The 12467-nt window shown below is 57.6% G+C and carries 11 protein-coding genes and 1 pseudogene; 6 read left to right on the top strand and 6 right to left on the bottom strand.

Annotated elements, in window-relative coordinates:
• Positions 1 to 916, top strand: a 916-nt coding sequence (locus KQ305_RS00200; protein WP_259723463.1) for a hypothetical protein, incomplete at its 5' end; no start/stop codon positions are given.
• The gene (locus tag KQ305_RS00195; RefSeq protein ID WP_259723462.1) at positions 913 to 1242 is read left to right on the top strand and encodes a hypothetical protein; all 330 of its coding nucleotides are present in this window, start codon (positions 913 to 915) and stop codon (positions 1240 to 1242) included. The genes KQ305_RS00200 and KQ305_RS00195, both read left to right, overlap by 4 nt.
• On the opposite strand, the pseudogene KQ305_RS00190 reads toward KQ305_RS00195, so the two are convergent.
• Positions 1209 to 1835, bottom strand: a pseudogene (locus tag KQ305_RS00190) (Uma2 family endonuclease). The gene KQ305_RS00195 and the pseudogene KQ305_RS00190 sit on opposite strands and share 34 nt — an antisense overlap.
• Positions 1836 to 2129: 294 nt before the next feature.
• On the opposite strand from KQ305_RS00190, the gene KQ305_RS00185 reads away from it, so the two are divergent.
• From KQ305_RS00185 to KQ305_RS00175, 3 genes are all read left to right on the top strand, one after another.
• Complete coding sequence (locus KQ305_RS00185) at positions 2130 to 3470, top strand: DUF6880 family protein (RefSeq protein ID WP_259723468.1); 1341 nt, start codon at positions 2130 to 2132, stop codon at positions 3468 to 3470.
• Between the two features lie 194 nt (positions 3471 to 3664).
• Positions 3665 to 3979: a hypothetical protein gene (locus KQ305_RS00180; RefSeq protein WP_259723461.1), complete on the top strand. Its 315-nt coding sequence runs from the start codon at positions 3665 to 3667 to the stop codon at positions 3977 to 3979.
• Positions 3976 to 4206 (top strand): hypothetical protein, encoded by a 231-nt coding sequence (locus KQ305_RS00175; protein ID WP_259723460.1) that lies wholly within the window; start codon positions 3976 to 3978, stop codon positions 4204 to 4206. The genes KQ305_RS00180 and KQ305_RS00175 overlap by 4 nt, the downstream gene beginning before the upstream one ends.
• A gap of 888 nt (positions 4207 to 5094) precedes the next feature.
• On the opposite strand, the gene KQ305_RS00170 is transcribed toward KQ305_RS00175, so the two are convergent.
• The 5 genes from KQ305_RS00170 to KQ305_RS00150 form a co-directional block, all read right to left on the bottom strand.
• Positions 5095 to 6459, bottom strand: a complete 1365-nt coding sequence (locus KQ305_RS00170) for a hypothetical protein (RefSeq protein ID WP_259723459.1) — start codon at positions 6457 to 6459, stop codon at positions 5095 to 5097.
• 5 nt (positions 6460 to 6464) lie between these two features.
• Positions 6465 to 7775 carry a hypothetical protein gene (locus tag KQ305_RS00165; protein WP_259723458.1) on the bottom strand — a complete coding sequence of 437 codons (1311 nt, stop codon included), beginning with the start codon at positions 7773 to 7775 and terminating at the stop codon, positions 6465 to 6467.
• A gap of 39 nt (positions 7776 to 7814) precedes the next feature.
• Complete coding sequence (locus KQ305_RS00160) at positions 7815 to 8729, bottom strand: polysaccharide pyruvyl transferase family protein (RefSeq protein WP_399230066.1); 915 nt, start codon at positions 8727 to 8729, stop codon at positions 7815 to 7817.
• Positions 8730 to 9100: 371 nt separating this feature from the next.
• Positions 9101 to 10393 carry a glycosyltransferase gene (locus KQ305_RS00155; RefSeq protein WP_259723456.1) on the bottom strand — a complete coding sequence of 431 codons (1293 nt, stop codon included), beginning with the start codon at positions 10391 to 10393 and terminating at the stop codon, positions 9101 to 9103.
• The gene (locus KQ305_RS00150; protein WP_259723455.1) at positions 10390 to 12159 is read right to left on the bottom strand and encodes a glycosyltransferase family 2 protein; all 1770 of its coding nucleotides are present in this window, start codon (positions 12157 to 12159) and stop codon (positions 10390 to 10392) included. Before KQ305_RS00150 ends, KQ305_RS00155 begins: the two co-directional genes overlap by 4 nt.
• A gap of 3 nt (positions 12160 to 12162) precedes the next feature.
• On the opposite strand from KQ305_RS00150, the gene KQ305_RS00145 reads away from it, so the two are divergent.
• The gene (locus KQ305_RS00145; RefSeq protein ID WP_259723454.1) at positions 12163 to 12393 is read left to right on the top strand and encodes a hypothetical protein; all 231 of its coding nucleotides are present in this window, start codon (positions 12163 to 12165) and stop codon (positions 12391 to 12393) included.
• The last annotated feature ends 74 nt before the right edge of the window (positions 12394 to 12467 follow it).

The following is a 12467-nucleotide window of genomic DNA, read 5'->3' as shown; positions in this document are numbered from 1 at the left end:
GTTCGAGGCGGCGCTGCTGCGGGCCCGCTTCAGCCTGGAGCTGCTGCAGCAGGGCCGCGACACGGTGGGCCGCCCTGCCACCGAGGGCCTGGAGGTGCTGGAGGCCGAGTGGCTGGAGGACGATGACGGGGCGCCTGGCGCGGCCCTGCCGGCGGTGGAGTGGCGCCCCGGCGCGCTGGTGGTGGAGCTGGATGAGCTGGAGCTGCAGCTGCTGCGCCACGCAGAAGGGCCGGCCGAGATCCTAGAGGAAGCCCTGGCCGAGCTGCGCCGCCGCCACCACGACAACGACTTCTGGGGCGCGGCCGCTGTCGAGGCGGCTGCTGAGCCGGATGCGCTGGAGCTGCTGCGGCGCTTCGAGCTGGAGGCCGGCTTCTACACCACCACCCAGGCACCGCTGGAGAGCTTGCGGCAGTGGGCCCGACCGGCCCTGCAGGCCCTGCTGCAGGGCCAGGTGTGGAGCAACGCTGCGGCCACCCACGACCTGTGGCAGCCCTGGGGGCAGCCGGGCCAGCGGCGCCAACCGCCGCGCGGCTCCGAGCTGCTGGAGCGGCTGGGCGGTGGTGAGGTGCTGCTGGTGGGTGAGGGCCCCGAAGCCACCGAGGCGCTGTTGGAGGCCCATCGGGCCGGGCGGTTGTTCCCAGGGGGGGCGTTCGGCCTGCGCTGCCTGGCGGTGCCCCAGAGCTGCCACCCGCAGCGGCCCGCGGCCGGCTTCGAATACAGTCTGGAGGCCCTGGTTACGGCAGTGGAAGCGCTTTACCAGGAGCGGCCGTTCACGGTGTTGCTGGCCGGGGGCGGGGCCTACCGGCTGCCCCTGGCCCAGGCGATGGTGAGCCGCTACGGGGTGCTGGCGATGGCTGGGGCCACGGGTCTGGCGGCGTGGCTGGGGGGCGAGGCGGTGACGGAGCTGGGCCGATGAGCGACCCGAGCGGCAGGGAGACGGACTGGCGGGCGGTGATCGCGGCCCACCCGCTCGAAAGCCACGAGGCGGAGGCGTGGTTGCGGTATGGGGTGGCCCTCAGCCAGCTGATCGAGCCTTCGGCCCAGGAGCGCCAACAGCAGCAGCAGGCCGGGCTGGCCTTCGCACATGCCGAGGCGCTGGGGGCGTCGAAGCAGGCCGTGGCCCTGAGCCAGCGGCAGGCGACGCTGCTGAGCCTGGCCCAGGCCCTGGAACTGGCCGGCGCCGGAGCCGCGGCGGCGGCGCTGCGGCTTCAGGTCTGCCAGATGTCGGCCAGGTCGAGCTGAAGACCGGGAAACAGGCTGCCGCCATCGAGGTGGGTGGCCCCAGGCTGGCGCTGGGATTCGCCACTGCTGGTCCAGATCTCCACGGACTGCTCAACCGGGAGCAGCAGCCAGCCCAGCTGGGCCCCATGGCTCTGATAGAGCGCCATCGTGCGCCGCAGGGAAGCGAGGCCACGGGGACCTGCGTCGGTGGGGCTGGCCAGTTCCACCACCAGGTCGGGGCAGAGGGGCGGGAAACCGCGGCGCTGCTAGAGCGTCAGGGCCAACCAGCGATCGCGTCGCACCAGCGAGGCATCAGGGCTGAGCACGGAGCCATCTGGTAGCTGGAAGCCGGTGGAGCTGTCGAAGAGCTTGAAGTCCAGTCCGTTGGAGCGAAGGGCTAGGTCCAGCAACACGAGCAGGGTGCTGTTGCGGGCTCCTGTCTCCCCTCCGGTGGGCGTCATGACGATCAGGTGACCACAGGCATCGAGTTCGAGCACGGCCTCGGGATTGGCCGCACAGACGGCGTGAAACTGTTCAGGGCTCAGCTGCAGGTCTGGCGGAAGCAGCAGGGGCGGAGCCGCTGCGGACGTTGAAGCTGGCGGTGCCACTGTCATGGGCCCAAGGTGGGCAACGTGCTAACGCTAAGGGGGCGATCGGGTTGCCGGCAACGAAGCGACCAGCTGAGGGCCGCAGGGACGGCTTGAGGGCTTTGGGTTCGCCTAAGGGCCGGCGGTGCCCTTGTCGCGGATGCTTTTGCGTTGTGTACAGCCTGTACAGAATCCGTTTGAGGCGACCAGGAGGGTGCCAGTCCCACACGCTGTAGGGTCGCGGCTCCATACAAAGGCCATCCGCGGCCCCGCCAGCTGTTGTGACGCCGATTCAGCCCACGCGCCCCCTGGTCTGACGCGGTGGCCAGCAAGCGCACCCTCAATGCCCGCAACCTGGAGGCCCTGGGGGCGGCGGCGTTGGCGGAGCTGCTGATCGAGGTGTCCAGTGGCCAGGCGGTGATCCAGCGGCGGCTGCGGCTGGCGCTGGCGGCGGCGGAGGGGGCCGGTGGTGCCGCCCAGGAGGTGCGCAAGCGGCTGGCGGCGATCGATCGGTCCCGCACGTTCGTGGGTTCGGCCCGGCGCCCCGCGCTGCTGAGGGATCTGGAAGCGCAGCGGCAGGCGATCACCGGTCCGATCGCCGCTGAAGATCCCCGGGGGGCCTGTGAGTTGCTGCTGCGCTTTCTGGAGATTGCCGGCGGGGTGCTGGCGCGCTGCTCCGACAGCACCGGTGTGGTGGAGGGTGTGTTTGAGCGTGCGGCTGAACAGCTCGGACCGCTGGCGGTGGCCGCCCAGCTCGCGCCCGAGACCCTGGCCGAGCACGCCGCCGAGCTGTTGTTGGAGGACAGCCAAGGAGCGTTCGATGCTCTGGTGCCGGCCCTGGCGGAGGCCCTCGGCGATGGGGGCCTGCAGCGGCTCGAGCAGGCCTGCCGCGAGCGCGGCGCCCGTGCCGGCAGCCGTCTGCTGCTGCAGATCGCCGTGGCCCGAGGGGATGTGGAGGGCTACGTGGGCCAGTTCAGCGCCGCGGACCTGCAACGGCGACCGATCGCCGCCGACGTGGCCCGGTTCCTGCTGGTCAACGGCCGGGCGGCGCAGGCCCTGGAGATCCTCGATGGCGCCACAGCAGACAACCCAGGCCGGCTCGATGGCGCCTGGCAGGACAGCCGCCTGGACGTTCTCGAGGCATTGGAGCGCCCCGCCGAAGCCCAGGAGATGCGCTGGCAGTGGTTTTGCCGCACCCTCTCGATCCCCCACCTGCGCGACTACCTGCGGCGCCTCGATGCCTTTGAAGATGTCGAGGCGGAGGAGCGTGCCTTGCGGCTGGCCGAGCAGCATCCGAGCCGCCTGCTGGCGCTGGAGTTCCTGGCGGCCTGGGGGGCGCTCGCCCGGGCCGCCCGCCTGGTGCTGGCCCAGGCCACCGCGTGTGACGGGGAGGCCTACGCCCTCCACAGCGCCGCCGCCGAGCGGCTCAGCGCCGACCACCCCCTGGCGGCCACGCTGCTGCTGCGGCCGATGGTGTGGGGGGCGCTGGAGACGGGCCGCAGCCAGCGCTACCGCCACGCCGCCGAGCACTTGCGCAGCTGCGATCTGCTCGCCGACCGCCTCGACGACTGGCAAGGCCATCCCGACCATGCCGCCTTCGTGGCGCGGCTGCAGGAGCGCTTCGGGGGCCGCTGGGGCTTCTGGAAACTGGTGGAGGCGTAAGGCTCAGGGTTGCGGGTGGTGGTGATGCGTTCGTTGGGGTGGGTTCGGTGGATGAATCCGGCGTTCTGTACAGGCTGTACAGGTCTGGGCTCTGGCCGGGCGGACAGGACCGGATCGCGCCCGCAGTTTCTAGCCGAGGTTCTCAGCCACGCAGGCTTCAGCACCGTTTTCATTACTGAATCACGGCTAGGCTGTTGGGCAAATTGTGGCCTTGGCGAGAGGTGGATCGGGTGGATGGCTGCCAGCTCAGTTCCAGTGATCTCAAGCGGCGTGGGATCGCCGCCATCGAAGAGGCTCTGCAGCGGAGTCCGGTACAGCTGATGAAACGCAACCGCACGGCCGCGGTCGTGCTCAGCGAACGCCAGTACCAGCAGCTGTGTCAGCGAGCCGCCCTGGCCCCGCCGCCTGAGGTTTCAGCGTTGGAGTGGTTGCTCCGTTACCCAGTGGCAGCGGAGGGCCGCACCAAGGAGGAGATTGATGCGGCGCTGGAGGAGGAGCGCGACTGGTGAACGCCTTTTTTGATGCCACTGCCCTGATCGATGTGCTGGAGGGCCGTGAGCAGTGGGTTCATGGCCTGAAGCAGGCGCTGGCCAAGCTGGTGGCCACCGACCCAGGCATGGGAACGGCCGTGAGCCGTCTTAGCTGGTTGGAATGCCGTGTCGGCCCTCTGCGTCGCCGCTATCCAGTCACCCTGGCCACTTTTGATGCCTTTTTCTGTCGCATGGATCTGATCTAGGTGGAGCTCACGGCTGCCGTCATTGAGCTGGCTACTGACCTTCGCGGGCATTACAGCCTGCGCACGCCGGATGATGGGATTGCGGGTGGTGGTTCGCTGGGGTGGGTTCCGCGCATGGATCCGGCGTTCTGTACAGGCTGTACAGATCTGGTATCTAGCCGACCGATGTTGTCGACATCCGAGCCAGTGTGGGTGAGCAGGCCCATTCGCTTGAGCGAGTAGCTGGCCACTGGAACTGGTACCGCTCTGCTGTGACTTGCGCGTGCTCACCCCTGACGAGCACGACGCCCCGATGGCGCTGGTGGTGGCGCACTGTTCTCAGGGCTCAAATGGCTTAATGGTTTCCATCAACAAAGCCAAGGTCTCGTTCAGTTGGAGCCGGTTGAGGGCGGTGGCGCCATGCTGGCATGACTCTTAGGAAGCCTGAGACGCATCGAGACGTTGACAGGTCAGGCCAGGTCGTGACGGATCTGGAGAATCGGCTTCCGGATGGGGCTGCATGGCACCCCGTGACTCCTGTCGCCAGCGTTCCACCTACTCCGGTTGCAGGCCCCGCTCCCGGCAATAGGCGTTGAGTTCAATGGCGTTCAGCCCAGTGGTCTCCAGCACAACCGTGAATTTTAATCCCAGTTACTGGAAGATCTCCGCCACACCCACGCTGTGGGCTGTCCCCATTCGAGAGCGGACATCAGCTTTGCAGCCCTGGTTGCAAGGTCGCATCGATCGATTCCATCTGGTTACCTAGTGGTTGAAGTGGTCGGGATGGAGAGGCGTCATCATTCCGGGCTAAGGATCAAATCGGGGGATGAGATCATCGAGCTTGATTGAGCGATTGTCGCAAAATTTTGTATTGAGTCTGCTATTCTTGGGTGGGAATCGCTTTTCAATCTAGATCAGTGGAACCGAGGGAAGAAATCGCTCCACAGTCTGACAGATAACTATATCAGGCTTATAATGCTCGACTTCAATCCTATCAAGCTCTGGCGACCAGACAAAGATACACTCCCGGAATAGTCTCGAAAACCACCAAGCAAGTGTGCGAGATGTTCCACCTCTTTCAAAGAATGAATTACCAAAAATAAGAATTTTAGAATCTAGAAGGGAAGTCCTGCATGTCCAGTGCCTGCGAATTCCTATATGTGAATTGACAGGGTCGACAGAATCAATCAACACCGGGGCGTCTAACACTTTATCATTCACGCGAACTGTCTTGTAGAACGTTAAAAGCTCACTATACTCAGATAAGGAGCCTGGCCGCGATAAATCACCTTTAAAGTCCTTTTCGATAAAATCAATAGGCTCTATCTGGATTTGAGTCTGACAGATTTTGTCCAACAAAATACTTGCTATTACGCTAGCGCCAAGACTGGTTAGGTGAGTATCGGACAAAGCGTAGATTGAAGATCGAAAGGGAGATTCTTTCAAAGACTTGTAAATATCGATGTAAAAGTGACTGCCTAGTGTTGCATGATTAAGTCTACGTAGCAGAGGTGTAGGAGTTGTCACGCCAAAAGGGTAGTACTCTGGCAGCACTGAGGACTTTTCTGGGATTATTGCTTGACAATACAGGCAACCACTACTCGCCACGACTGATTCTCTGCATTTGAATAAGGTCTGCCACTTGTTCACTAGCTCTACAACACTATCATCACTAGCATGATACTGTTCAATTAAGTCGTTAGAGCCTCGGTAGAGAAATAGGTGCCCATTAATGCCTTTGATGGCTATATTATCATCAGATATAAAAGGCGTCTCGATAGGTAGGCGCGGATCTTGTGAAGCCGCAGAAACTAAACTACTCGAATGACTAAAGGTGAACTCATTGGATCTGCCGTTCAGGCTGAAAGATAAATAACTGTTTCCTTTTGGAAGTTTTCGCAATAGAGTCTCGAGCCTTCTACTTTCCGCATCTGTAAGGCTACGTAACATTGCTATTGCCTGTATAGGCTTCCAGACCTTTGCAATGATTGATGAAGAGGCTGTGCTCAGTTTCAGGCCCTGCTTAGCATCAGTTATAATACTCAAGATTTCATCAATGTTGAGACATGTATGAATATCAAATCGAAAAATAATTGGTGAGTTGGTCTTTGATACGTTAAAACTTGTATAAAATCTATCTTGTCCGCCTAGAGACAAGTGAAGGAATTCATCAAATGCATTAGTTGATTCGACAGTATGAGAGATCTCAAGCCAGCCACAAATGGCGGACTCCTCAATGTTGTCTATCACTGCGTGCTCTAAAGAAAGCTTCATTCTATTCAGCTTAAGTCTACAAGATAATCGAAGTATCTAAAGTCTGAAACAAAAAAACCACGATCATCAACTTCTTTGATACTCAAGAGGTACTCTTCGTGGAACTGTTGAAGCTTTGAGTCGCCTAGGGGAACAGGACTACCATTGATAGTCGCAAGCCGTAAATGACAGTGATCCTTACTCAGTGTACTAGCCGCATAATCCTTCATTTGAGAGTCCTGATAATCAGTATCAAGAATATCCGCATGCAATGAATTGCGGACAGATGAGCAGGCGTACTTCAAATGAAAGCAGTGTAAATAAAGTGATGATTCGACGCATGGATTGGACGGACTGAAGTTGCAATAATGATAGCCTCCCGAATAGCTAATGGATCTGGCTGTGATATGCGGCTTACTGATTGAAGAATTATAGATGCCATATCTTCTTTGTGATCTAATTCCCTTGGTAAAATCAAAAGGTGGATCCTCATCCATGCCTATGACATCAATACCCATACTCCATATAATTGAGGTGCTTGGGCAGGATGAAAGATATTCAGATAGCAACGGAGTTCGTCCGTTAACGGGAGGAGGCACGATAATCTCATCAACATCACATACAATTATGTACTGAAAAAAAGGCCTAAGACTATCGGCAAGCCTGGAGATGCAATTCGATCTCATGCTCTCATCATACGGAGAGTCATGTGTACCAATTATGCCGGCAACATCTTCGTGCCAAAAATCGGCTGGCTTTGGAGTGACAACATAAATTGTGTTATGTCCAACATGTGAAGTATAATGCTGTTTAAAATACTGCCACCATCCTCGATTTCCATGCGCGTATGTAATAACTGCACAGAGACTTCTTTGATCACTCTTGCTTTCGTTTGGTGGGGATCCGATTGGGTATTCTATGCTTGAGCTTAGAGGCAAAGAAGCATTCTTTTCGATAATCTTCTGCCATACATTGACTTCTCTGTCTGTAAGGGAAAGGAAGTCTAATGCAGCTTTGCATGGTCTCCAAATCTGAACTTTATATTCAGTCCCAACACTGTCAATAATCTGCATTGTGCTTGTTGAAAGACTAGATAGCCAGTGCCTAATCGAAGCACTTGCGTCTCTCGTGCTTATCGCCACATCATAATAGATTTGGTTTGGCCTAAATGCTAAGTCTGTTCTGGTTGAAACTTTAAGAGTTACTTGGCATTCATGGAATCGTTCTCCATTTGATTCCAAATGAAAATCCAAATCAAGAAGATTCGTCGACCCACTAATCCAGCCCTGAGCCCTAAAGGCCGAAAATGTTTCAATTGTAAGTACAGGGATGAGCATTGGATGAAAGCAGTGTGACTCTATGTGTATTGATAGTCTTCAACTGGGCATTTGCTGCCCGCAAAGCTGTGCTTTAAGCCGAACTAAACGGCGTGAAGGAGTTACTCCGTTGCTTGCTAAAAACGAGTAGTATCTCTCCAGCAGCAGCGCTCTTCTTCGATCGTAAGCACTCCAATCAATGTCAAGTGCGTGAGCAACTTTTGACTTGTCCAGTCCTGATGCGACTTGTTCTCTTGTAAGATAAGGGATGTTCATTTCTTGACATAGCTCGATGGTCCTTGGATCATGAGCTATGCACAGGCCCGGAATGCCTGCTTGTATTCCTGCCATTACGCCGTGGATTCTAGCGCCGATTACAAGAGAGTGTTTTGACATATCAAGCATCCAATCGGAAACATTCAGGTATACTTTGAATATTCGTTTGACTAGCTTGTCGAATTCATCAGATGAAGATTCTGGATAGCAGAAATGTCGTATCTCTTCTTGGGCAGATGCATCTAAATCATGAAGCTTATTAAGGCCTAACGCAATCATCTCTGATGGACTCTGCATTACGTAAAAGCCTCCGGTCTCTGATGCTAGCTTCAGCAAGTCCTGCTCTATGGATTTGAGGTAATCCCACTTATAGTGACCTGAGGCCACACACACGCGCTCAAAGATATGGGGAAGCTTGCTGGCAATGCTTTCTCCAAGTCTTGGATTGTCAGATAGAAAGTTAGAAGGACAGCCAGTGACCACCGCATTGCCAGCCATCCCGATAGCATCCAAGTCCTTCAGAGTGCTACTGCCTCTAACGGCGATATTGTGTGTATTGGGTTTACATTTCGTGCTTATGATCTCCAGCCAGTCTCTAGTCCCAGCAGGTATTGCTAGTGGACGGCTTGAGTTGTCTGATTGACTGCCAAGACCGATTGACAGGATCTGACCGTCAAAGTTCTTGATTCTGGAGTTCATGAAACCCATGTCTGCATGGGGTCCTAGAAAGTTAGCAGATGGGATTATGCAAGTCTTGGATTGCATTTGTATGCAGCTTATGTCCTCGTCCCAGTCGGCAATAAAGCAAGGATTTGTGTGTTCGTACACGGCTCTGACGAAAAGTATGTTTCCCGAATTGTGACCTAATAGCTTGGAGACCTCGGAGGCACTCTTCCGAAAAAAATCTACAACTTCTGGATTGATCCCGTACAGGAATGGAGAAGTGGGATTAGATTCTTGCATCAGATAACTCAGGGAAATGGGATACTAAGCGTTGGCCAGTGATGGCTGAGGCTCTAATCATTGCTTTGGATGCCTCTAGTGCAATGGAGTGGCGTTTACATTGAAATTCATGGGATTGTATTCGATGCCCAGTCCGTGTTTTCTTCTGAGCGTGAAAGGAAGCTCTCATATGCCTGAACATGCTGCTTGGCACAATTTGGGGCAGTAGTTGGTTCCGGTATCTGTCGCCTTAGTGCTTGATGCAGAGAGGTGTTGGCGACCGCCTTCTCCATCACCCTGGCTAGGGCGCTCTCGCTTCGGGCCGTAAAGGTGATTCCTCCATTGGAATCAGCTTTTTCAGCGATCCCGCCTAATTCGCTCCCGATCACGGGCCTACCATGGAAAAGAGCTTCCTGGATCACCACCGGTGAATTCTCCCACCAGATTGAAGGAACGACAACCCAGTCGTTTTCCTGCATCAGCGTTTCCAGTTCGGTTTGCCGGTAACTGCCGCGTAGTAGCACACGGTCTCGTACCTTGTCGTGAAAAAGCTTGAATTCCTCCTGGAACTCTTCCGGCTGATGCTCGAGATTGGCGCCATAGATATTGACGCTGAAGTTTGTGATTCCTTGCTCTTGCAGTAGATACACGGCCTTCAGCAGCACTAGGCAGCCCTTGTAGAGGTTGAGCTGGCCAAAATAGCCAAAGCGATTCAAGGCGTCTGAATGGGTGGCCATGATCTCTTTGCGCCTGCTCAGATCGAAGTGGTTGGGGAGCCCATTCTCGATCATCAGAAAATTGGGGTGGTCGATGCCGCTGTCGCGGTAGCGCTGGATCAGGAAATGGCTGGGGCTGATCAGGGCATCACAGCTTTCGAGGATTGTTTTGATGTAGTGGTGGCGCAGGAAGAAGTCTCCCGTGCTGTGCTCCGGATAGCACATGCTGCAGGCCAGTGGTGTGGCTTTTTTGCAGAGTTTCAGCTGGTGGGTGGTCACCATTTGGCCGTTGTGGCGGCACAGAGCCAGATACTCATGCAGGGTCACCACGATCTTCGCCGCTGGGCAGAGGCTCTGCAGCAGCGGGATGATGTCGATCCCGAAGTGCACGTAATGCTGCAGGTGGATCACATCCGGCTCGATGTGACCCAGCAGCCTCTGCAGGCTGCGTCGCAGACTCGGGATGTGGGCATTGGTGAAGCGGAACCATTCACAGCTGGTGCCAATCAGATACTCCCGGTCTGTCCCCTCCACACTGCGCAGCTCCCCATGGGCCAGCACGTCCTTGCTGGTGTGCACGGCGGCCAGGATCCAGGTTTCAATCCCCTCATGCCTCTGCAGCTCCCGGAATAGCGAAAAGGCGGCATTCTCGGCTCCTCCCACCGAAAAATTCTCGTGGCCGTGGATGAGATACAGAACTCTCATGAAACTTCGATGCGGCTGCGCTTGAGGCGTTCGATTGCGCTGCACCAGCGCTGGTGGTGGGTGATGGCATTGGCTGCCACGATCTTTGCCTTGATGGTGTCTGCTTTCTCACCCAGGCCCACGCTCTGGCGCTCCAGGTGGAAAAACACGGCCGCCAGATCGACAGCGATGGGCAAGCCACGCTGGCGAATCTTGAGGCAAAGATCAGAATCCTCGAAATCCCCCACCACGTAATGGCTGCTCAGCCCCTTGAGTTCTCGATAGAGCCCGGTGCGCAGCATCAGGCAGGCCGCCGTGGCCGCCTCCACTTCCTGCAACTCCAGTTGCTGCTCGAGCGAGTAACCCGTATTGACCCCCTTGAGTGGGTGCTCATTCAGCCACAGCCAGCTCAAGTCGCCTTCCAGGTCGGGCTCTGTGACGAATTCCATGCCGCAGTGCTGGATGGCGCCATTGTCGTAGAGCAGACGGGCACCAAGCGCGCCCAACGCTTCGCCATGCTGTTGCATCGCACGCAGCATTAGTTCGAGGCTGGTGTCACTGGCGGGCAGCACGTCTGAATTGAGCAGCAGCAGCAGGGGTGCTTTTGCCAGTTGAACGCCGCGATTGTTGGCACCGGCAAAGCCCATGTTGATCGGATTGATCACCGTCTCAAACGGAACGCTGAACAGGGTGTGGCAGCGTTTGGCCAGGGCGTTGAATTCTTGCTTCATCCGTGGATCATCCAGCACATAGATCAGTTGGATCGCAGGCACCCGATCCCCGTGGCGCCGCCGCCAGGCGTTGAACCAATTGAGCTGGTACTCCATGAAGTCCACCCGTCCATAGAGCGGCACCACCACACTCAATTCAGGCGCTGGTTGCAGGCCCCGGCTCAGGCCGTTGTGCTCGGCCGGTTGATCCATTTTATGCAGCAGTTGTTGGCTCCACGTTTCCCGTACCCGCTTCAGCAGCATGGGTGCCTGCAGGTGGGTGGGATGGGAGATTGCCACGTCCAGCACTTCCTTGAGCTGGTCTGTTTGCAGTTCTGTTCTTTGCAGCGTTCGCCGGATGCAAAATTGAAGGCCGTTGTTGAGAACAACAAACAATTCAGCCGCCTCTCCGGCCTGCAGGGGATGCCGTTCCTCAGGCATGTTCAGGATCTGCAGCCTCAAGCCAGGGTGCAGATCGCCGCTGGCATGGCACCGTTGCAGCACCGCCGCCAGATCGGGGCGGCTGGAGTAGCTGGCTTCTCCCATATCCAGCCGCCACACCCGATCACCCCGCACCAGGCACAGTTCCCGCATCTGCTTCCCCGGGTCCACCACCCAGCCCTCGATCTGCAAGAGCGTGCCACAGGGGCTGATCCGTATCGCATCAACCGCAGCCACGAAGGAGCAATCTTCTGCTCTGTCGACCGCATGCGAAAGATCCTCCCGTGGGTGGCTCTCCAGCCATTCCAGGGTGGAGATCACCCGGCCGAGCAAATCCACTTCACCGGAATTCTCTTCGCACAGAGGAGATTGCCGCAGCTCCTGAAGGCACTGCACTGCTGCCGCCCGCTCCCCTTCGCTGAAATGCAACCAGCTCAGGGCGAGGCCTGCGTGGAAGGCAATCACACGTTGTGGCTCTGCGAACTCAGTGGTTCGGCCTTCTGCAGTGATGGCCGCCAACCGTTTCCGGGCTTCCGAAAGGCTGCCCATGGCACGCAGAGACAAGGCGGCAAACAGCCGTGCCCATCGAAGCAGTTCGCCAGCCCTCTCTCCAGCAGCCACCACCGCTTCCAGCAATGGATGGGCCAGATCATGACGCTGCTTGAGGTAGGCGGCGTGGCCCAGGGCGTACAGGTGTTGCGGTTTGAGTGTTCCAGCCAGGGCCCCAAGCGTGTCGAGCCCCAACCTCCGGATCGCCTGATCGTGCTGACCGCTTTCCACCAGCTGGCGCAGTTCTTCGCACTGCAGTGCAGCGATGACGGCGTAGGCCTCGCCTCCTGCGGGGTGGAAACGGCGCCGCAGGGGCCGTAGCTCGGATGGGGCCACATGGTGCCTTTCCCCGGAAGCTGTTGGCTGTGAATCGGTTTTCACTGTATCGACCGGTT

The organism is Synechococcus sp. CS-1332 (assembly GCF_025127995.1).
In the GTDB taxonomy this organism is placed as follows: domain Bacteria; phylum Cyanobacteriota; class Cyanobacteriia; order PCC-6307; family Cyanobiaceae; genus Cyanobium.
Note: the sequence above shows the minus strand (reverse complement) of the source record. Positions and strands in the feature narration are given on the sequence as shown.

What these genes read in the sequence shown, in the direction of transcription:
- KQ305_RS00195 (WP_259723462.1), top strand. Translation starts at nt 913, where the DNA reads ATGAGCGACCCGAGCGGCAGGGAGACGGACTGGCGGGCGGTGATCGCG.
- KQ305_RS00170 (WP_259723459.1), bottom strand. Translation starts at nt 6,459, where the DNA reads ATGAAGCTTTCTTTAGAGCACGCAGTGATAGACAACATTGAGGAGTCC.
- KQ305_RS00165 (WP_259723458.1), bottom strand. Translation starts at nt 7,775, where the DNA reads ATGCTCATCCCTGTACTTACAATTGAAACATTTTCGGCCTTTAGGGCT.
- KQ305_RS00160 (WP_399230066.1), bottom strand. Translation starts at nt 8,729, where the DNA reads ATGAACTCCAGAATCAAGAACTTTGACGGTCAGATCCTGTCAATCGGT.
- KQ305_RS00155 (WP_259723456.1), bottom strand. Translation starts at nt 10,393, where the DNA reads ATGAGAGTTCTGTATCTCATCCACGGCCACGAGAATTTTTCGGTGGGA.
- KQ305_RS00145 (WP_259723454.1), top strand. Translation starts at nt 12,163, where the DNA reads ATGGGCCAGATCATGACGCTGCTTGAGGTAGGCGGCGTGGCCCAGGGC.